Annotated in this window: 17 protein-coding genes; 15 read left to right on the forward strand and 2 right to left on the reverse strand. The window is 69.4% G+C overall.

All coding sequences use genetic code 11. The annotated features are described in order from the left end of the window. Positions 1-33: 33 nt before the first annotated feature. Positions 34-624, reverse strand: coding sequence for a hypothetical protein (locus AC07OA_RS07845; protein WP_494663226.1), 591 nt, complete (start codon positions 622-624; stop codon positions 34-36). Positions 625-1,364: 740 nt separating this feature from the next. Between AC07OA_RS07845 and AC07OA_RS07850 the strand changes: the two genes are divergently transcribed. The 7 genes from AC07OA_RS07850 to AC07OA_RS07880 all read left to right on the forward strand — a co-directional run bounded on the left by AC07OA_RS07850 (position 1,365) and on the right by AC07OA_RS07880 (position 7,899). Then, the gene (locus AC07OA_RS07850; protein WP_494663227.1) at positions 1,365-1,865 is read left to right on the forward strand and encodes a sigma-70 family RNA polymerase sigma factor; all 501 of its coding nucleotides are present in this window, start codon (positions 1,365-1,367) and stop codon (positions 1,863-1,865) included. A gap of 82 nt (positions 1,866-1,947) precedes the next feature. After that, a complete protein-coding gene (locus AC07OA_RS07855; protein ID WP_494663228.1) occupies positions 1,948-2,904 on the forward strand; it encodes a FecR family protein in 957 nt (318 codons plus the stop codon). A 139-nt stretch (positions 2,905-3,043) separates the two neighbouring features. Next, positions 3,044-5,629 (forward strand): TonB-dependent receptor, encoded by a 2,586-nt coding sequence (locus tag AC07OA_RS07860; protein WP_494663229.1) that lies wholly within the window; start codon positions 3,044-3,046, stop codon positions 5,627-5,629. A 14-nt stretch (positions 5,630-5,643) separates the two neighbouring features. Continuing rightward, on the forward strand, positions 5,644-6,255 hold the full coding sequence (locus AC07OA_RS07865) for a biliverdin-producing heme oxygenase (RefSeq protein WP_494663230.1): 612 nt from the start codon (positions 5,644-5,646) through the stop codon (positions 6,253-6,255). Next, positions 6,230-6,649, forward strand: a complete 420-nt coding sequence (locus AC07OA_RS07870) for a YbaN family protein (protein WP_494663231.1) — start codon at positions 6,230-6,232, stop codon at positions 6,647-6,649. The genes AC07OA_RS07865 and AC07OA_RS07870 overlap by 26 nt, the downstream gene beginning before the upstream one ends. Further along, the gene (locus AC07OA_RS07875; protein WP_494663232.1) at positions 6,646-7,332 is read left to right on the forward strand and encodes an energy transducer TonB; all 687 of its coding nucleotides are present in this window, start codon (positions 6,646-6,648) and stop codon (positions 7,330-7,332) included. The genes AC07OA_RS07870 and AC07OA_RS07875 overlap by 4 nt, the downstream gene beginning before the upstream one ends. A 141-nt stretch (positions 7,333-7,473) precedes the next feature. Then, positions 7,474-7,899, forward strand: coding sequence for a nuclear transport factor 2 family protein (locus AC07OA_RS07880; protein ID WP_494663233.1), 426 nt, complete (start codon positions 7,474-7,476; stop codon positions 7,897-7,899). Here AC07OA_RS07880 and AC07OA_RS07885 read toward each other — a convergent pair. Then, complete coding sequence (locus AC07OA_RS07885) at positions 7,896-8,780, reverse strand: SDR family NAD(P)-dependent oxidoreductase (RefSeq protein ID WP_494663234.1); 885 nt, start codon at positions 8,778-8,780, stop codon at positions 7,896-7,898. The genes AC07OA_RS07880 and AC07OA_RS07885 overlap by 4 nt on opposite strands. Before the next feature lie 195 nt (positions 8,781-8,975). Here AC07OA_RS07885 and AC07OA_RS07890 point away from each other — a divergent pair, with 195 nt between their 5' ends. From AC07OA_RS07890 to AC07OA_RS07925, 8 genes are all read left to right on the forward strand, one after another. Next, positions 8,976-11,147, forward strand: coding sequence for a TonB-dependent receptor (locus AC07OA_RS07890; RefSeq protein WP_494663235.1), 2,172 nt, complete (start codon positions 8,976-8,978; stop codon positions 11,145-11,147). A 132-nt stretch (positions 11,148-11,279) separates the two neighbouring features. Beyond that, positions 11,280-12,857, forward strand: a complete 1,578-nt coding sequence (locus tag AC07OA_RS07895) for an AMP-binding protein (RefSeq protein ID WP_494663236.1) — start codon at positions 11,280-11,282, stop codon at positions 12,855-12,857. 52 nt (positions 12,858-12,909) lie between these two features. After that, entirely contained in the window at positions 12,910-13,614 is a 705-nt protein-coding gene (locus AC07OA_RS07900; protein ID WP_494663237.1) for a TetR/AcrR family transcriptional regulator, read from the forward strand. A 45-nt stretch (positions 13,615-13,659) separates the two neighbouring features. Continuing rightward, the gene (bktB, locus tag AC07OA_RS07905; protein WP_494663238.1) at positions 13,660-14,838 is read left to right on the forward strand and encodes a beta-ketothiolase BktB; all 1,179 of its coding nucleotides are present in this window, start codon (positions 13,660-13,662) and stop codon (positions 14,836-14,838) included. A 118-nt stretch (positions 14,839-14,956) separates the two neighbouring features. Continuing rightward, a complete protein-coding gene (locus tag AC07OA_RS07910; RefSeq protein ID WP_494663239.1) occupies positions 14,957-15,283 on the forward strand; it encodes a helix-turn-helix domain-containing protein in 327 nt (108 codons plus the stop codon). A gap of 22 nt (positions 15,284-15,305) precedes the next feature. Further along, the gene (locus tag AC07OA_RS07915) at positions 15,306-16,598 is read left to right on the forward strand and encodes a calcium-binding protein (protein ID WP_494663240.1); all 1,293 of its coding nucleotides are present in this window, start codon (positions 15,306-15,308) and stop codon (positions 16,596-16,598) included. Between the two features lie 205 nt (positions 16,599-16,803). After that, entirely contained in the window at positions 16,804-17,979 is a 1,176-nt protein-coding gene (locus AC07OA_RS07920; RefSeq protein WP_494663241.1) for a glycosyltransferase, read from the forward strand. Then, positions 17,976-19,472 (forward strand): ArnT family glycosyltransferase, encoded by a 1,497-nt coding sequence (locus AC07OA_RS07925; protein WP_494663242.1) that lies wholly within the window; start codon positions 17,976-17,978, stop codon positions 19,470-19,472. Before AC07OA_RS07920 ends, AC07OA_RS07925 begins: the two co-directional genes overlap by 4 nt. The last annotated feature ends 6 nt before the right edge of the window (positions 19,473-19,478 follow it).

A 19,478-nucleotide genomic window follows, 5' to 3' on the forward strand; every position in this document is an offset into this window, starting at 1 on the left:
TGCTTGGCTCTTGAGGCCGGGGCGACGGAAGGTTCAGGCGAATGGCTTACGCGCGGCGCGATAGAGCTTGTGCATATCGTCGCGCCGCATTCCGCCGAGTGCTGCCGCGACGCTGGCGGAGAAGGCGCTGGTCAGGGCGCCCAGGCCCAGGAAGAGCGACAGCTGAGCGCCAATGCGCGCGGCCCGTAGCGCTTCGGCCGGCGACAGGTCGCCTTGCGGCAAGGCCGGCGCGGCGGGCGCCATCAGCGCGCTTAGAACCAAAAGCCCCACGACGCTGGCCGCCCAGGCCAGAAGGCCATGCGCGGTGTCGCGGAAGTGGACTTCGTGATCATGGACATTCAGCCACTTGGTCCGCAGGCGTCCGGCCAGGTAGCCGCCGAACATGCTCCCCACCACCTGGACGGCGACGAAGGTCGCGCCGACGATGGGCGTGAAGTCCTGCACAGCGAGGCCCGTGGGCCAGCGAGGGGAGACTTTCAGGCCAAAGCCCGCGCTGAGCGAGAGGAGCACGAACATCAAGGCGATGCTCGCCGCCGCGCCCGCCAGGATCGCGTCCCAGCTGACGGCGGATTGGTTTTCTTCCGGAATGAGGTCCGGCGCCGGAACAAGGGCTTGATCAGTCATGGCGAGGCTCCAGACCTAAAAATGGCCGGAGCAAAACGCCAAAAGCACAATGATCGGCAGCGGCACGCCGAGAAGAACCAGGAGAATCGAGCGCATCTTTAAATGGTCCCTGCAGATGGGCCTGCGACTGGGTTCGGCCCGGTAGGGTCACAACGACGCCGCTTCGGGGCAGTTCCCGGCAAGGCCTCTGGACGCGGTTCGATCTTCGGGGCGGATCGCAGCCGGAAAGTGTCCCGCCGCGCGGGCGCCTCCTATTCGTCCCCACCATTGTCGTGATCGATCATGGCAGTTCTCCTGAGTTTGCAGGAATAATCTGGAAGTGGCGGGCGTTCCTGCCAGATTGGCGCGATCAAGCTGGTGGGCCAAACACTTGTCGCCGCGGGTGATCAATTTGGGTCAGCATCGTTTGCGACCTTTGTCGGCCCGTGCAGGCTTACGGAGTAGAATAGCGTACGCATAGCGGTCGTTTTCGTCCGACATGGCGCGCCACCGCTTCTCGCGCTGAATTATCTTCTATGGGCAATAATTTGACTGAAAATCGTTTCAATTGAAACGATATTGCGATTTGCTCTCTATCTGTAAGTATCTGGCGATGGGCGTCCAGAATCCGGCTGGCGTCCGGGAAGCTTGGGCAGGCCGCTTAAGGCCGGGCGAGGAACGCCGCCATTGCTCCGCTGAGCGCGTCCGCCTATATGCGACTGGCTCGCAAGTAGTCGGGCGCGTCTTGGATCAACCGCCGTATGGGCGACGCCGCCTCCCGCCTCTACGCCGAGCATCGCGCCGAACTGGTCGACTACGCCCGCCGCATCCTGGGCGACGCCACGGCGGCCGAGGACGTGGTCCAGGACGCCTGGCTGCGGATGCGGTCGCTGGACGCCGGGCGCGTCCTTGACGAGCCGCGGGGCTATTTCTATCGGATCATCCGCAATCTGGCGCTCGATCGCCTGCGCGTGGGCCAGCGCGAACGGCGGCGCGGGGAGACCGGGGCGGTCGTGCTCGAAGACCTGGCCGCCACCGCGCCGTCGCCCGAGCGCGAGGCCGCGGCGCGCGACGAGCTGCGCGTCGTGCTGGAGAGCCTCGCGGAACTGCCCGAGCGCACCCAGACGGCGCTGCGCATGCACCGCATCGAGGGGCGCAAGCTGAAGGACATCGCCGCGCACCTGGGCGTTTCGATCGCCCTGGCCCACGGGCTGGTGGCCGAGGGCATGGCCCACTGCGCGCGACGCCTGGAGCGCCGATGAGCTTTTTTCTGAAAAAGCGCGACGCCGGATCGTTGAGCTCATGACCGCCAAACCGCCGCAGGCCGGCTCCCCGGGAGACGAGATGTCCGCATCGCCGCCAGATCTCGATCCCCGCGCGCTCCAGGACGCCATCGACTGGATGATCCTGCTGGCCGAGGACGACGGCGAGGCGGACCAGGTCGGTGACGACTTCGACGCCTGGCTGGCGGCTTCGGACGCCCACGCGGCGGCCTGGGCGCATACGGTTCGAACCTCCGGCCTGATCGGACAGACCGCCAATGTCGTGGCCTTGCCGACCGCATCCGCTCGCCAGGTCCGCGCCGCCTGGCCGAGCCGCGCCTTCGCCGGCCTGGCCGTCGCGGCGGCGGTCGCCGCCGTCGCGGTCTTCGCGCCGGGCCTGTTCTCGCGCCTGACCGCCGACCACGTGACCGGGGTGGGGCAGGAGCGGGTGGTCAGCCTGGCCGACGGCAGCACCGCGCGTCTGGCGCCGGGCAGCGTCCTGGACGTGGCCTATCGCGACGGCGAGCGCCGGGTGCGGCTGAAGGCGGGCGAGGCGTTCTTCGAAGTGCGGCGCGACCCGTCTCGGCCGTTCCGGGTCGAAGCCGGCGACACCGACGTCACCGTCCTGGGCACGGGGTTCGACGTACGGCGAGGGCGGGAGGGCGACGAGGTCGGGGTCCGCCACGGTCGGGTGCGCGTGGAGCGAGCTGACGGGGTCTCGGCCGTGCTGGCCGCTGGCGACTGGATCCGCCTGGACGCCGACGGCGCCCGGCGCGGCCAGGTCTCGCCCTCGGTGATCGGCGCCTGGTCGGCCCGGAGAGTGGTGGCCGTCGACCGACCGCTGGGAGAGGTCGCCGAGGACCTGGACCGCTCGTTTCATGGACGGGTCCTGGTCGCCGACAAGGTCCTGGCCACGCGTAGCGTGACGGGGGTTTACGACGCCGGCCATCCGGTGGACGCGCTGCGCGCCTTGGCCCAGCCCCATCACGCGGTGGTGCGCCAGGTCACGCCGTGGCTGATCGTGATCTCGGCCGGCTGAGCCTGTTTTGATCCCGCGCCAACTTTCTTCTGAAAACTCCGCCGCCCGCGTCGTTGTCTCCAGGAAGCTGTTCATAATAAGTCGCATTAGCAACTTGAACGGCCTCTTGGATCAAGCGAACCGGAGAGCTGACGTGAAGATGGGGGCGACTTCCGCCAAGGGCCGCCACGCCCTGTTGGGCGTGCTGTTGATGACGAGCGCGATGAGCGCGATGGCGCATCCTGTTCTGGCCCAGGCGGTCCAGCCGGCGGTCGAGCCGTCGTTCGACATTCCGGCCCAGCCGCTGGACAGCGCTTTGGTGACTTTCGGCCTGCAATCGGGCTTGCAGGTCTCGACCGACGGCGTGGCCATCCGAAAGGCCCGCACGCGCGGCGTGTCGGGCGTCATGCCGGCCGCCCAGGCGCTGAGCCAGCTGCTGTCCGGCACCGGATTCACCTATCGCATCGACGGACGCGTGGTGACCCTGGAGCCGGCGCCGCGCGCCGAGGCCGGTGCGATCCAACTGGGCGCCCTGCGCGTCGAGGGCGCGGCCGGCGCCGGCGCGGGGCAGGGCGGCGACGCCTTCGGCCGCAGCGGCGCCCCGGCCGACCGTCCCTACGAGACGGCCGGCGCCACCAACTATGTCTCCGCCGAGCAGATCGCCCGCTTCGGCGGCGAGACGGCCGGCGACATCTTCAAGTCGACGCCCGGCGTGATCTCGGCGTCCAACCACAACGGCGTCTCGGTGGACGTCAACATCCGGGGCATGCAGGGCCAGGGCCGCGTGCGGGTGACCATCGACGGCGCCCAGCAGTCGACCACGACCTGGCGCGGCTACCAGGGCGCCGACGAGCGGGTCTATCTGGATCCCGACCTGATCAGCGGCGTCTCGATCGCCAAGGGGCCCAGCGGCGGCGCGGCCGGGGCCGGTGTGGTCGGCGGCGTGGTCGAGGTCAGCACCCTGACGGCGGCTGACGTGGTGGCCGACGGCCAAACCTATGGCTTTCGGGTGAAGGCCGGGGTCAGCGACAACGCCGTCTCGGCGGCCGCGCCGGCGACCCTGGACCAGCGCCGGGGCGGCGCGACGCTGCTGGATCACGAGAACGGCTCGATCAGCCTGGCCGGCGGGCGCCGCACCGACCGCTTCGATCTGGTCGGCGCCTTCGCCTATCGCAAGACCGGCAACTACATGGCCGGCAGCCATGGCGACACCACCTACCGCGTCGCCGGCAACAGCTACAACTGGCCCCTGTCGTTCACCAAGCCGGGCGAGGAGGTGTTCAACACCTCGCAGGAAACTTGGTCGGCCCTGGTCAAGGGCGTGGTCCGCTGGGGCGACACCCAGGCGCTGGAACTGGGCTACACCCACTACGACGCCAAGTTCGGCGAGACCATGCAGTCGGTGCTGTTCACCCAGGACAGCAGCTTTCGCCAGGTGAAGCTGTCGAAGGCCGCGACCGACACCTACACCAGCCGCTATCGCTGGAACCCCAGCGACCTGATCGACTTCAAGGCCAACCTCTGGACCTCGCGCGTGGACGCCACCACGCGCTCGGTGGGGCCGGCCTTCTACCTGGCGCCCTGGATCACCCCGGCCACCCGGCCGCCGGCCGACGACCCCCGGCTGTCGATCACCAACACCTATGGCGGCGACGTCAGCAACCACAGCCAACTGCAGACGCCCTACGGCGCGGTCGGGCTGCGCTACGGCGGCTCTTACCTGCTGGAGGACATGGACGGCAAAGCCTATTACAGCCGGATCTATGCCAGCGACGGCCCGGTGATCATGCGCCCCAGCGTCGGCACGCGCGAGATCGCCAGCCTGTTCGGCGACGGCGAATGGCAGGCCAGGCCGTGGCTGCGCCTGGCCGGGGCGCTGCGCTACGACGGCTATCGCATCAAGGAGAAGGGCCAGGGTTCGATCGTCGGGACCTATACCGACAAGGACGGCGGACGCCTGAACCCCTCGGCCAGCGCCACCCTGATCCCGGGCGGCGGTTGGCAGGTCTACGCCCAATATGCCGAGGGCGTGCGCCCGCCCAGCCTGCGCGAGACGATCGGCAGCGACTCCCTGCTGTATCCCAACCCCGGCCTGCGCTCGGAGGTGGCCCACAACTGGGAACTGGGCGTCAACTACAAGAAGGACGGCCTGCTGACGCCCAAGGACAAGGCGCGGCTGAAGCTGTCCTATTTCGACAACCGCTATTCGGACTACATCTCGCGGGTCTTCACCACGCCCAGCATGCCCACCAACGCGGTGTTCACGACCGCCAATCTGGAGCGGGTGCGGTTCGAGGGTTTCGAGCTTTCCGGCTCCTATGACGCGGGCCGCGTGTTCGCCGAGTGGGCGGGGACCTACTATTCCGACTTCGCGTTCTGCAGGACCAAGGCCACGTGCACGTCGCTGCCGATCGGGGCCGACTACGCGGTCAACCAGATGCCGCCGGAATACACCGCCAGTCTCACCCTGGGCGCGCGGGTGTTCAAGGACCGGCTGAGCTTCGGGGCGCGGGCCAACCGGGTGGGGCCGCGGCTGGCGCCGATCACCCCGACCGAGCGCATGCGCACCGGTTACTGGCTGCCCTACACCGTCGTCGACGCCTTCGCGACGGTGGCCGTGACCAAGATCCTCAGCCTCGACCTGCGGGCCGAGAACCTGACGGACGAGTACTATGTCGACGCCCTGGATGGCTGGACGCCCGCGCCCGGCCGAACCTTGCGCGCCAGCCTGACCGCAAAGTTCTAGCCTCTGGAGTTATCGTGACGGCGACCCTCGAGATCCAACAGCATCCGGACATGAGCCGGTCTAAGCGGCTGAAGGCCAGCACCTCGGCCACCCACGACCGGCTGGACCAGAAGATCATGGCGGGCGAGCCCTTCGCCGACCGCGATCGCTATGGCCTGTTCCTGGACCTGCAGTATCGCTTCCATCGCGACATCGAGGCGCTCTACCAGCGTCCCGAACTGCTGGCCCTGCTGCCGGATCTCGAGGAGCGGCGGCGGCTGGACCTGATCGCGGCCGATCGCGCGGATCTCGGCCGGCCCGTGCTGGCCGAGGCCGACGACCTGGCCTTCGCCCCGGCCCAGGCCGTCGACATGGCCACGGCGCTGGGCTGGCTCTATGTGGCCGAGGGCTCGAACCTGGGCGCGGCCTTCCTGTTCAAGGCCGCCGCCAAGCTGGGCCTGGACGCTACGTTCGGCGCCCGCCACCTGGCCGGTCATCCCGACGGCCGGGCGGCGCACTGGCGCGGCTTCACCGCCGCGCTCGACGCGGCCGTCCTGACCTCGGCCGACGAGGACCGGGTCGTGGCCGGGGCCACGGCCGCCTTCCAGACGGTGCAGCGCTATGTCGACGACGCCTTCGGGTCCTGAGTCGAGGCCGGGAAGCGCATGGGTTCGCATCGGCTATCTCGTGGCGGGCCTGGCGTTCCTGGTCCTGGGGGTGATCGGCGCGTTCCTGCCGGTCATGCCGACCACGGTGTTCGTGATCCTGGCGGCCTGGTGCTTCGGCCGTTCCTCGCCCCGGCTGGAGGCGTGGCTGCTGAACCATCCGCGCTTCGGCCCGACCCTGCGCGCCTGGCGGGCCAACGGGGCCATTCCGAGACGGGCCAAGATCCTGGCCTGCCTGGGCATGACCGCCAGCCTGGTGGCGTTCGAGGTGCTGGCCCATCCGCCGCTGTGGGCGGCGATCGCCGTGCCGGTCATCCTGCTGGCGGCGGCCGTCTTCGTGGTGTCGCGCCCGGCGCCGCCGTCCCAGGCGGCATGAGGCGAGGGCGGGCGTCGCGGTGGATCGCCGCGGCCGTTTCCCTGGGGCTGCATGGAGCGCTGGTCCTGGCGCTCGTGCTGCGGCTGGGCGCGCCGCCCGAGCCGCTGGCCGCCCCGCCGGCTCCGATCCTGCTGTCGCTGGAGACGCTGGCCGCGCCGCCCGCGCCGGCGCCCAGCCAGGAGCCGGACAAGACGCCGTCGCCGCCCCGGGCCGCCCCGCCCGAGCCGCCGCGCATTCAGCCGCGCACGCCCCGCGAGGTCGCGGACGCGCCCTTCACCCTGCCGCCGCCGCGAACCGCGCCACCCACGCCGCCGGCCGCGCCCAGCCCGTCGGTGTCAGAGGCCGCCCCGCCCCAACGCGCGCCCGCGCCGCCCGCCGCCGTGGCCTCGGGGGTCGTGGAGGCCACCTGGCAAGGTCTGGTCCTGGCCCGCCTGGAGGCGCAACGACGCTATCCGCGCCTGGCGCGCGAGCGGCGGGCCCAGGGCGTCGTTCACGTCCGCTTCCGCATGACCCGCGACGGCAAGGTGGTGTCCAGCGTCATAGCCCGATCGTCCGGTCAGGCGGACCTGGACCGCGAGGCCCTGGCGACGGTCGCCCGGGCCCAGCCCTTGCCGCCGCCGCCGCCGGAGATCGCCGGCGCGGTGCTGGAACTGGTGGTTCCGGTGGAGTTCTTCCTGCGCTGAGGCGCGGTCGAACGTTTCAGCTTCAGCATCCCGTGGCCTGGGGCGGATGTCCCGAAGTTGACGGTTCCGTCCTCGATTTTACAATGTCGGCGATCTCGCGCGTCCGAACGCGGGCTGACTTTGGAAAGACGGGGAGGGGCCATGGCCCGCGAGCAAGCACAGCAGGCGCTGGAAACCTGGCACGACTTGCTGGAAAAGCGCGAGTTCGACCGTCTTCGGCCGCTGGCGGCCGACAACGTGGTGTTCCGCTCCCCGGCCTTTTTCTCTCCCTATCCCGGCGTCGAGGCGCTGGTGCACATCATCGCCACGGTCAACACCATCTTCGAGGACTTCGCCTATCACCGCGAGTTCTGGACCGACGGGCACGAGGCCGTGGTGCTGGAGTTCAGCGCCCGCGTCGGCGACAAGAAGCTCAAGGGCATCGACATCATCTCCTTCGACGAGACCGGCAAGATCAAGGAGTTCGAGGTGATGATCCGTCCGGCCAACGCCGCCGTGGCGCTGGGCGAGGCGATGGCCGCCAAGGCGGGCCCGCGCCTCAAGGAACTGCTGGGCAAGCCTGCCTAGGCAGCCGCCTCCCGACCCGGGTGGACGACCTCGTGATTGTATTGCGCGGCGCCGGTCTGGGGCACCTGCTCGTTGTCGCGATCGCCGATCCGGTTCCATGAGGCCTGCACCTGCTCGGCCGCGTCCGGCCGGTCGCCGACATAGACCCCCCGGGTCATGGTGATGTGGGCCTGTTCGAAGGCGCCGGCGCCGGCCAGCAGGGTCGTCCGGGTGGGGGCGTCCTCGGCGGCCAGGGCGACGACGCCGGGGCTGACCAGATCGGTGGACAGGCCGCGGAGGTCTTCGGGCGTGTAGAGGTTCTCGGTCATCTGGGTGGCGGCGCTGGGGGCCAGGCAGTTGACGTGGATGCCGTGCCTGGCGCCTTCCAGCGACAGGGTCTGCATCAGTCCGACCAGGCCCAGCTTGGCGGCCGAATAGTTCGACTGGCCGAAATTGCCGTAGAGGCCCGAGGACGAGGTGGTGAAGATCACGCGGCCGTAGTTCTGGCGACGCATGTGCGGCCAGGCGGCCTTGGTCACGATCACCGAGCCCATCAGGTGGACGTTGATCACCGCCTCGAAGTCCTCGATCTCGAGATTGGCGAAGGTGCGGTCGCGCAGGATGCCGGCGTTGTTGACCAGGATGTCGATCGAGCCCCAGCGCTCGACGGCGGTCTCGATCATGGCGGCCACCGCCTGCTTGTCCGTGACGCTGCAGACATAGGGCAGGGCCTGGCCGCCCGCCGCGACGATCTCGTCGGCCACGGCGCGGGCGCCCGCCTCGGCCATGTCGTTGACGACGACGCGCGCGCCGTAGCGGGCCAGGGCCAGGGCGTGGCTGCGGCCCAGGCCCCCGCCGGCGCCGGTCACGATCGCCACGCGGCCGCTGAGATCGATGGTCATGGTTGTCTCTCCCCGAATGGAAGGTCCGGCGCTGTGGCCGGTCCCGTTGTCGGCGCAGAACCTGCCTTGGGCGGGTCGATAGGTCAATATTCACTCACCAGTGGGTGAGGATTGACGGGGTCGCCGAATGGCGCCACGGTGATGTTCGTGGCGCCGCCAGAGCGCCGGAGGAAACATTCCAAGAGGGGAACGACCATGAGGCGGAAACTCTGGTTATCGACGTCGGCGGCCGTGCTGTTGTGGACGAGCGCGGCGCAGGCTCAGGAAGCCGACAAATCCAAGCAGGAAGCGGCGTCCGAACCGGCGGTGCTGGGCGAGGTGGTGGTCACGGCCGAGCGGCGGACCACCAATCTTCAGACCACGGCCGTCGCGGCTACGGTGCTGAGCGGCGACGACCTGCGCAACAAGGCGGTGAGCTCGCTGGACCAGCTGCAGTTCGCCGCGCCGTCGGTGACGGTGCAGAACTTCGGCCAGGGCAACTTCTTCAACGTGCGCGGCATCGGCAAGTCCGAGGCCACCACGGCGGTCGGCGTGGGCGTGATCACCTATCGCGACGGCGTGGCCTCGTTCCCGGGCTATTTCCAGACCGAGCCCTATTACGACATCGCCAGCCTGGAAGTGCTGCGCGGCCCGCAAGGCACCTTCGCCGGCGCCAACGCCACGGGCGGCGCGGTGTTCATCCGCTCGCAGGATCCCAACTTCCGGGGCGTGAACGGCTACGCCCAGGTCCAGGCCGGCAACTACAACGACTTCAAGGCCCAGGGCGCGATCAACCTGCCGATCAGCGACACCCTGGCGGCGCGCGTGGCCTTCAACCACGAGACCCGCGACAGCTTCTGGGACATCACCGGCCCCTACAAGGGTCACCCCGGCGACATCGACACCAACAGCATCCGCCTGGGCCTGCTGTGGACGCCGACCGACGCCCTGAAGGTGACGCTGAAGACCGACTACAACGACATCGACCTGGGGGGCTATCCGTCCGACCCGGCGCTGTCGACGAACGACCCGTTCAAGATCACCAGCAACGGCCCCAACTCGGCGCTCGACACCTTCGTCCGCTCGTCGCTGAACGCCAGCTACACGTTCAAGAACGGCGTGATGTTGCGCTCGATCACCGGCTACCAGAACGGCACGGCCAAGTTCTCGACGGATCTGGACGGCACCAGCCTGCTGAACAACACCTTCTACGACACGGTCAAGGAAGAGGTCTGGTCGCAGGAGTTCAACCTGCTGTCGCCCAGCGACCAGCGCCTGACCTGGCTGCTGGGCGCCTATTATCAGTATGACGAGGTCGAGTTCCCGTCCTCGGTCTATCCGGCCGGCGACTACCACATCGGCTTCCCCGAGAACGTCCTGGACATCTACCTGTGGGGCAAGACGCCCAAGGAGACGACGGCGGCGTTCGGTCAGGTCAGCTACGACATCAGCGAGCGGTTCCAGGTGCAGGTGGGCGCGCGCTATGCCCACTCGGTCTCGACCAACGACGACGTCTACCAGACCTATCCGCAGTTCGGGATCGTGCTGCTGCAGAACTCCAAGGTCGAGGACAACAAGGTCACCGGCAAGGTCACGCTGAACTACAAGCTGGACGACAACAACTTCGTCTACGGCTTCGTCGCCACGGGCCACAAGATGGGCGGGCTGAACGGTCCCAACCTCTATCAGCCGGCCAAGGCGTTCGATCCCGAGAACGTCACCGACTACGAGGCGGGCTGGAAATCGACCCTGGCCGGTGGGCGCGTGCGCACCCAGCTGGGCGCGTACTACAACGTCTACAAGGGCTTCCAGGTCAACATCGGCGATCCGCAGTTCCCGCAGATCAGCCGCATCCAGAACGTCCTGGGCGACACCAAGTTGTACGGGGTCGAGGGCTCGGCCCAGGCCCTGCTGGGAGCTGCGGCCTTCGACGTGGCGGTCTCGGTCTCGCACTCCAAGCTGGGCGACTTCTACGCCGCCGATCCGCGCCTGGGCCGTACCGGGACCTGCGCTCCGGCGACCGGCCCGGCCAGCGCCAACTGCCAGCAGCTGGGCGGAAACCGCCAGGCCTACGCGCCCAGCTTCACCTTCCACGTGGGGGCGCAGTACACCTTCGACCTGAATGGCGGGGCCACGATCACGCCGCGGCTCGACTTCGCCCACATCGGTCCGGCCTACACCTCGATCTTCAACAACGAGGCCCTGGGCGACCGGCTGAAGTCGCGCGACATCGTCAACGCCCTGCTGACCTTCAAGAAGGGCGACTGGACGCTGGCGGGCTACGCCACCAACCTGACCAACCAGACCTACATCGCCGCGATCAATTCGGGCCTGCGCTACGCCGGGCCGCCCCGGCAGTACGGCCTGAACCTGACCCGGACTTTCTAGCCTTTACCTCCCCCCTGGGCGGCGGTTCGCCGCCGCCCGTCTTCTTCGTTCGACCTTCGGCGGTTCGCCGCCGCCCTTTTTCTTCTTCGCCGGTTCGCCGGCTTTGTAACTCGAGTGGACCCGCGCTTCAGGATGACCGGATCGCTTTTCAGCCCCATGCAGGACTACGCCCTGACGGTGGACCGTTTCCTGGAGCATGGCGCCAAGTGGCATGGCGGCGCCCGGGTCGTCACGGCGGGCGAAAGCGGAGACGAGGCGACCACCTACACCCAGCTGCGCGAGCGGGCGGGGCACCTGTCGGGCGCGCTGCTGGACCTGGGCCTGCGTCCCGGCGACCGCATCGCCACCCTGGCCTGGAACAGCGCCCGGCACATGGAGGTCTGGTACGGCGCCATGGGCGTGGGCCTGGTCTGCCACACCCTCAATCCGCGCCTGACGGTGGCCCAGCTAGCGGCCATGGCGACCAAGGCCGGCGACCGCCTGCTGGCGGTCAGCGCCGACCTGATCGGGCTAGGCGAGGCCGTGATGGCTGCCTGTCCGTGCCTGGAGCGACTGCTGGTTCTGGAAGACGCCCAGGCCGGCGGCCTGGCGCTGAACCTCGACATCCTGCTGGCCGAGCGCGGCCGGCCCGCGCCGTGGGGTCGCTTCGACGAGACGGCCCTGGCCGGGCTCTGCTTCACCTCCGGCACCACGGGCGACCCCAAGGGCGTTGCCTATACCCACCGCTCCAACTACCTGCACACGATCCGCTCGCTGCAGGCCGACGCCCTGGCCCTGACCGCGAGCGACGTGGTGCTGGCGGCCGTGCCGATGTTCCACGCCAACGCCTGGGGCCTGCCCTTCGCCGCGCCTGCCGTGGGAGCCAGCCTGGTGCTGCCGGGCCGGGCGCTGGACGGCGCCAGCCTGGCGCGGCTGATCAACGACCACGGCGTCACCGTCGCGGTCGGCGTGCCGACCGTCTGGATCGCATTGCTCGATCACCTGGACGCCACGGGCGGCGAGACGCCGAGCCTCGAGCGGGTGGTGATCGGCGGCTCCAGCTGTCCTGACGTCCTGCTGCAGCGGATGGAGCAGCGGCTGGGCGCCACCGTCCAGGCCACCTGGGGCATGACCGAGCTGTCGCCCCAGGGCACGCTGTCGCCGCCCACGCGCGAGCCGGGCGCCGCACGCGGCGCGGGCCGTCCGCCCATGGGGCTGGACCTGCTGCTGACCGACGCCGAAGGGACCCCGTTGCCCGAGCAGCGCAATGTCGTGGGTCACCTGAAGGTGAGGGGCCACAGCGTGGTCCAGCGCTACTACGGCGCCGAGGCCGACGCCCTGGACGCCGACGGCTGGTTCGACACCGGCGACCTGGCCTCGATCGACGATGCGGGCAACCTCACCCTGGCCGGCCGCTCCAAGGACCTGATCAAGTCTGGCGGCGAGTGGATCAATCCGGTGGAGATCGAGGAGATCGTCGGCGGCCTGCCCAGCGTCGGTCTAGTGGCGGTGATCGCCCGCGCCGATCCCAAGTGGGGCGAACGGCCGGTGATGGTGATCGAGCCCGCTCAGGGCCAGTCGGTCGACGAGGCGGGCCTGCGCTCGGCCCTGCGTGGCCGGGTGGCGGACTGGTGGATTCCGGACCGCATCGTGCGTGTCGAGGCCATGCCGTTGGCTGCCACGGGAAAGATCAACAAGATCAAGCTTCGCGCTCTTTATGGGGGCGCCTAGTATGACCGATGTATTCGCCGCCGAGTCGGCGCGCCATGCCGAGGTCTCAAGAATGTCCGCCACGCCCCCGAGCAAGCCGCGCCGCAAGGCCGAACAGCGCGCCGAGAGCCTGGAGCAGATCCTGGACGCGGCCGAGCAGCTGTTCTCGCAGCACGGCTTCTACGGCGTGACCATCAAGGACATCGCCGAGAAGGTCGGGGTCCACAAGTCGCTGGTCCACTACTACTTCAAGGACAAGCAGGACGTGTTCGACCGCGTCATGGCCCGCCGCGCGCCGGTCACCAGCGGCCGCCGGATGGACGCCCTGGACGCCTATGACGAGGCCGCCGGCGACCATCCCACCGTCGAAGGCGCCCTGCGCGCCTTCCTCGACACGGATCTGGACACCTATTCCACCGGTGGCGAGGGCTGGCGGCATTTCGGCGCGCTCAGCGCCCAGATCAACAACACCCCGGCCTGGGGCGCGGAGGTGATGGACCGCCTCTACGACCCCGTCGTGCTGCGCCTGATCGCCATCCTCAAGAAGGCCATGCCCGGCTGTCCGGACGAGGACATCTTCTGGGGCTACCACTTCGTGACCGGCGCCCTGACCCTGACCCTGGCCCGCACGGGCCGGATCGACCGCCTGTCCAGCGGCCTGTGCAAGTCCGACGACTTCGAGGCCATCAAGGTCCGCATGGCCGCCTTCATGGCCCACGGCTTCATCGGCCTCTGCGAAGAGCGCGCGGCCGAGCGGCGTAAGGCCGCGACCCAGTAGGGACTAGGCGGCGCAAGGCCGCGACCCGATAGTACGGAGAATTCCATGAGCGACGTCTTCATCGTTTCCGGCGTGCGCACCGCCGTCGGAACCTTCGGCGGCGCGCTCAAGGACGTTCCTCCCACCGACCTGGCGGCGCGGGTCACGCGCGAAGCCATCGCCCGAGCGGGCGTGGAGGCGTCGGCGGTCGGCCACGTCGTGTTCGGCCAGGTGATCCCCACCGAGCCGCGCGACGCCTATCTGGCCCGCTGGGCGGCGCTGGAGGGCGGCTGCCCGGTCGAGACGCCGGCCTTCGGCGTCAATCGCCTGTGCGGCTCGGGCCTGCAGGCGGTGGTTTCGGCGGCCCAGGCGGTGAAGCTGGGCGAGGCCGAGATCGCCGTGGCCGGCGGCGCGGAGTCGATGAGCCGCGCGCCCTATCTGGTACCCGCCGCCCGCTTCGGCGTGAAGATGGGCGACACCCCCATGATCGACGGCCTGACCGGGGCGCTGACCGATCCCTTCAACCGCTACCACATGGGCATGACCGCCGAGAACGTGGCCGAGCGCTACGCCATCGATCGCGCCGCCCAGGACGACGCCGCCTTGGAGAGCCACAGCCGCGCCGCCCGCGCGTGGCGCGAGGACCGCTTTGCCGGTCAAGTCCTGCCCATAGAGGTGCGGGCCAAGGGCAGGACCGTGGTCTTCGACCGCGACGAACACGTCCGCCACGACGCCGTCCGGAGCGACTTCGACGGCCTGCGGCCGGTGTTCAAGAAGGACGGCTCGGTCACGGCCGGCAACGCATCGGGCATCAATGACGGCGCCGCGGCCCTGGTGCTGGCCGGCGAGGCGGCCGTCCGCGAGCGGGGCCTGAAGCCGATGGCGCGGATCGTCGCCTGGGGGCATGCGGGAGTCGACCCGGCCTATATGGGTCTGGGGCCCATCCCGGCCGTGAAGGTGGCGCTGCAGCGCGCCGGCCTCACCGTCGCCGACATGGACGTCATCGAGTCCAACGAGGCCTTCGCCGCCCAGGCCTGCGCCGTGGCCCGCGACCTGGGTTTCGATCCGCAGAAGGTCAATCCGAACGGCAGCGGCATCTCTATCGGTCACCCGGTCGGGGCGACGGGCGCGATCAATACGGTGAAGGCGGCTTACGAGCTGAAGCGGACCGGTGGGCGCTACGCGTTGGTGACCATGTGCATCGGCGGCGGGCAGGGGATCGCGGCGGTGCTGGAGCGTTGCTGAAACCGTGTTATCCGATTTCGCGTAACAAGTTTTATAAGGTCGCTTTATAAGGCGTTGCGTAATTACTGGTTTCTTGTGCTAGGAAGGGCGCGATTGCGACCCAGCGCCAGGAAACGCGATGTCCCGTTCAGCTCCCGACGCCGCCAAGGCCGCGCAGACCAAGCTCCTGCGCCAGGAGGCGGGCCGCTGGCTCAAGTCCGTGCGCGAACAGGCCGGCCTGACCCAGGCCCAGCTCTCCGAGGCCGTGGGGCTGCGCTACTACACCTTCGTCTCGCAGGTCGAGAGCGGCGTCGGCCGCCTGCCGATCGAGACCCAGGCCTCCTGGGCCAAGGCCCTGGGCCTGGACGAGGCCGAGTTCGCCAAGACGCTGCTGGCCTATTACGAGCCCGAGCTGCACCGCTTGCTGTTCGAAGCCGGCGCCGCGGCCGATCAGGCGCGCGCCTAGGCCGCCTGAACGGATTCAAGGCGTGGGCACGATCTTCTCCCTGGCCAACTGGACCCGCGAGACCGGGCCCTGGACGTCGAGCGAGCGCGAGCGCCTGGAGGCGCTGCGGGACCAGCTGTCGAGCGACAATGACGACCTGCATCTGGTGTTCGGCTCGGCGGACGACGGCGCGCCATGGTGCGCGCTGCTGAACGAGGCGGGCGACGTCGTCGTGCACGTGGCCCGACTGGCCAATCAGTTCGTCGTGCACATGGTCGCCGAGGATGTCGTGTCGCAAGGGGCCAACCTGCGTACGGCCCTGGGCCCGTGGCTGCCGACCGAGGCGGACCGGCGCGGCGTGGTGGTGCCTTTCGAGCGGTTCGCCAAGGGCCTGGACACGCTGATCGTCGTGGCGCTGGCGGCTCTGCTGGACCATCAGCTGCAAGGCTTCGGCGCCCATGCGGCCGAGGTCACGGCCTGGCCCGATCACGACATGCACGGCGACGGACCCCAGGCCTCATCGACGGTCGTGCGCGAGGTCGGCGACGCCGCGTCGCAGGACGAACAGGCCCAGGACGCTCACCACCAGGCCGAGGCGCAGGCCCCGGCGGCGTCCACGTCTTCGTCGGCAGGAACCACGGAGGCGGTCGATCTGGCGGTCTCGGTGTCGTCGGCAGACGTCGGGCCGAACCGCCCCGCCGAGACCGCGCCGACGCACGCCGCCGAGGTCGCGCCCGAGCCCGCGGCGCACCATCCGACCGCTTCGGGAAGCGAACCCCCATTGGTGGAAACCGTCGAAACCCAGGGCGATGGTGAAAAGCCGGCCTTCCTGGCCCGCGAGATCTCGGGCGGCGGTGGCGACGACATCCTGGTGGGCGGCAGCGACGCCGAGCACCTGATGGGCGGGGCGGGCGACGACACGCTGATCGGCGGCGGCGGCGCCGACCGCCTGGAAGGCGGCGACGGAAACGACCGCATCTTCCTTTCCTCTGAGGCCCAGGCCTATGGCGGGGCAGGGGCCGACACCTTCGTGATCACCGCGCCTGAGACGATGAACAAGGCCGACACCCTGCTGGGGACGATCTTCGATTTCGACGTCCGGGAAGGCGATCGGCTGGCCGTGTTCCGGGACGACCATTTCATCTTCCCGGTCAACGACCACGTGACCGAGATCGTGTCGACGAACGAGGGACAGCGGGTGTTCGTCGACCTCGACGGCAACGGTGTCGCCGACGGCTATGTCCTGCTCGCGACGCCGGCGCATGAGGTCGACCATGCTCCCATGGTCGCCGCACCGCACCCCGCCGAGGCGGGCTGGATCGACATCATCGGCTGATCCGGGCGCTCCGTCCCCGGAGCGTCACTGATGTGTATAGTAATAACTAGACAAGTAAATTATATATGTCAGAAGGGATGGGCGTCGCCGCTCCCCCCCTCACCAGGCGGCGCGATCCCTAGCGAGAGCGCCCGGTTCCGATTTTCCGGGCGCTCTCGCTTTCAAGGCGGCGGCCGCCGGCCGACCGCGGTTTGGAACCGACCCCATGAATCTGCCCTGTGAATTCGACACGACCCCGCCGGCTGGCGTCCCGCGGGTGTCGGTGGTGATCTGTACCCTGGACGAACAAGACGCGATCGGCGGCGTGCTGGACGCGGTGAGCCAGGATTTGGCCGCCGTGCCCCACGAGATCATCGTCGTGGACGACTCCATCGACGATGCGACGGCCCGCGTCGTGCTGGATCGGGGACGAGACAACCTCGCGATCCGCCTGATCCGTCGCCATGGCGCGGGCGGACTGGCTTCGGCGGCGATCGCCGGCTGGGACGCGGCGCGGGGCGATCTGCTGGCGATCATGGATGGCGACGGCCAGCACGATCCCAAGCTGATCGGCCGGATGCTGGGCCGGATGAACCGCACGCCGGTCGATATCGTGGTCGCCAGCCGCTATCTGGCCGGCCGGGGATCGGGCCTGAGCGGCTTCCGCGACTGGGGCAGCCGGGGCGGCGTGTGGGTTTCGAGCCTGTTGCTGGGTCTGCGTCTGGCCGATCCGCTGAGCGGCTGCTTCATGATGAGCCGGGCGTGGTACGAGGGCGTTCGGCCGCGCCTGTCGGGCCTCGGCTTCAAGATCCTGATCGACGTCGTCGCCTCGGACCGCCGGCGTCCCACGCTGGCGCAGATCTCGACCAGCCTGCTGCCGCGCGTGGGCGGGGTGTCCAAGCTGGATCTGCGGGTGGCGTTCGACCTTCTGGCCCTGTTGGTCGAAAAGCGGTCGGGCGGCCTGCTGTCGGCGCGGATGACCCAGTTCCTGTTCGTCGGTCTGACCGGTCTGTTCGTCCATCTGGCGGTGCTGGGCGCGGGCGGCGCGCTGGGAGCCCCTTTCTGGCTGGGCCAGAGCGTGGCCATCTTCCTGGCGATGAGCTGGAATTTCGCGTTGAACAACAGCCTGACCTTCCGGGATCGGCGCCTGCACGGGCCGGCCCTCTGGCGGGGTCTCGCGAGCTTCTACCTCGCGTGCCTCGGCGGCGCGGCCGTCAGCGAGGCGGCGGGCGCGGGCCTGCACGCCGTGGGCGCGCCCTGGTACGTCGCCGGGACGACCGGCGCCCTGCTGGGGGCGGTCTGGAACTATCGCGCGGTGCAACGCCTCACCTGGCGTCCGGCCAAGGCGGTCCGCCGCGCCCGCGCGTTCCTCGCCACCCTGGCCGGGAAGCCCGCCCAATGATCGCGGGAAGGCTGGAAGGCCTCGGCGAGCGCGGACGTTGGACCCTGGCGGCCTTCGCGCTGCTGGCCGCCGCCTTCGCGATACGCGGCGCGCTGTTCGGCGATCCGCTGATCCACGTGGACGAGAACTTCTACTTGCTGGTCGGCGACCGCATGCTGCACGGGGCGCTGCCCTATGTGGACATCTGGGACCGCAAGCCGGTGGGCCTGTTCGTGCTGTTCGCCGGCATCCGGCTGCTGGGCGGCGACGGAATCGTCCAGTACCAGGTGGTGGCCACCCTGTTCGCCGCCGGCACGGCGCTGATCATCGCCCGCATGGCCGCGCCGATGGCCGGGTGGAAGGCCGCCGTCCTGGCGGGCGTGATCTATCTGCTGATGCTGAACCTGGTCGGCGGCGCCGGCGGCCAGGCGCCGGTGTTCTACAACCTGTTCGTGGCCGGCGCGGCCTGGGCGAGCTTGGTCGCGACCACCCGGCCGGGCGTCTCGGCAAGGCGGATCCGAGGGCTGGGCGTGCTGGCCATGGGTCTGGTCGGCGTGGCGATGCAGCTCAAATACACCGCCGTCTTCGAGGGCGTGTTCATGGGGCTGGCGCTGCTCTGGGCGTCGTGGCGGGCCAGCCGCAGTCCCACGCGTCTGCTCGTCGACGCGACGATCTGGATCGCCGCCGCCTGTGCGCCGACCCTGGCCGCCTTCACGGTCTATGCCTGGCTGGGCCATGCGGAGGCCTTCGTCTACGCCAACTTCCTGTCGATCGGCCATCGGGGCGGCGCGGCGGGCGGGGAGCTGGGCCGGCGGTTGGGCAAGGCCTGGCGGCTACTGCACGTGCCGGTGTTCGTGGTGCTGCTGGCCGTGGTTCTGGAACCCTGGAAGCGGTTCGCCGCCGGGCCGTCGACCTTCCGGTTCGCCCTGGGTTGGCTGCTGGCGGCGGTCGTCGGTTACCTGGCGTTCGGCACCTATTTCGATCACTACGCCTTGCCGCTGCTGGCCCCGCTGGCCCTGTGCTGCGCCCCGTTGTTCAGTCACCGGCCCCGCCGGATCGGGCTGATCGCCGCGAGCCTGCTGCTGACGGCCGGCGTGATCGCCAACGTCGTGGTCATCCACAAGATGCGCATCAAGCGCGGCGGCGAGGCCGAGATGGCGGCGATGGTCGAGGCGATCCGCCCTCGGTTGAAGGACTGCCTCTACGTCTGGAACGGCGATCCGATGCTGTACCACCTGACCGGCTCGTGCATGCCGACCCGCTATCCCTTCGCCGGCCACCTGAACCTGTTGCGCGAGAACGGCGCGATCGGCGTGGACCAGGCCGCGGAGGTGCGGCGCATCCTGGCCGGAAAGCCTCGGCTGATCGTCGACCGGCAGCCGACGGCGCGCGACTTCAACTTCGCGGTGGTGGCCATCGTCGACGCCGAGCTGAAGCGCGCCTACCGCCCGGTGAAGGTGGTGCGGCTGAAGAAGACGCGGCTGATCGTCTATGAGCGGGTTCCCGGTCGCTGACGCGGC

It is taken from the genome of Caulobacter sp. GW821-FHT09B08 (assembly GCF_059418225.1).

Bases quoted from the DNA above. Each gene is read 5' to 3' on its own strand.
- AC07OA_RS07845 (WP_494663226.1), bottom strand. From the start codon at position 624: ATGACTGATCAAGCCCTTGTTCCGGCGCCGGACCTCATTCCGGAAGAA.
- AC07OA_RS07890 (WP_494663235.1), top strand. From the start codon at position 8,976: ATGAGGCGGAAACTCTGGTTATCGACGTCGGCGGCCGTGCTGTTGTGG.
- AC07OA_RS07860 (WP_494663229.1), top strand. From the start codon at position 3,044: ATGGGGGCGACTTCCGCCAAGGGCCGCCACGCCCTGTTGGGCGTGCTG.
- AC07OA_RS07880 (WP_494663233.1), top strand. From the start codon at position 7,474: ATGGCCCGCGAGCAAGCACAGCAGGCGCTGGAAACCTGGCACGACTTG.
- AC07OA_RS07850 (WP_494663227.1), top strand. From the start codon at position 1,365: ATGGGCGACGCCGCCTCCCGCCTCTACGCCGAGCATCGCGCCGAACTG.
- AC07OA_RS07910 (WP_494663239.1), top strand. From the start codon at position 14,957: ATGTCCCGTTCAGCTCCCGACGCCGCCAAGGCCGCGCAGACCAAGCTC.
- AC07OA_RS07885 (WP_494663234.1), bottom strand. From the start codon at position 8,780: ATGACCATCGATCTCAGCGGCCGCGTGGCGATCGTGACCGGCGCCGGC.
- AC07OA_RS07855 (WP_494663228.1), top strand. From the start codon at position 1,948: ATGTCCGCATCGCCGCCAGATCTCGATCCCCGCGCGCTCCAGGACGCC.
- AC07OA_RS07870 (WP_494663231.1), top strand. From the start codon at position 6,230: ATGTCGACGACGCCTTCGGGTCCTGAGTCGAGGCCGGGAAGCGCATGG.
- AC07OA_RS07900 (WP_494663237.1), top strand. From the start codon at position 12,910: ATGTCCGCCACGCCCCCGAGCAAGCCGCGCCGCAAGGCCGAACAGCGC.
- AC07OA_RS07925 (WP_494663242.1), top strand. From the start codon at position 17,976: ATGATCGCGGGAAGGCTGGAAGGCCTCGGCGAGCGCGGACGTTGGACC.
- bktB (WP_494663238.1), top strand. From the start codon at position 13,660: ATGAGCGACGTCTTCATCGTTTCCGGCGTGCGCACCGCCGTCGGAACC.
- AC07OA_RS07920 (WP_494663241.1), top strand. From the start codon at position 16,804: ATGAATCTGCCCTGTGAATTCGACACGACCCCGCCGGCTGGCGTCCCG.
- AC07OA_RS07895 (WP_494663236.1), top strand. From the start codon at position 11,280: ATGACCGGATCGCTTTTCAGCCCCATGCAGGACTACGCCCTGACGGTG.
- AC07OA_RS07875 (WP_494663232.1), top strand. From the start codon at position 6,646: ATGAGGCGAGGGCGGGCGTCGCGGTGGATCGCCGCGGCCGTTTCCCTG.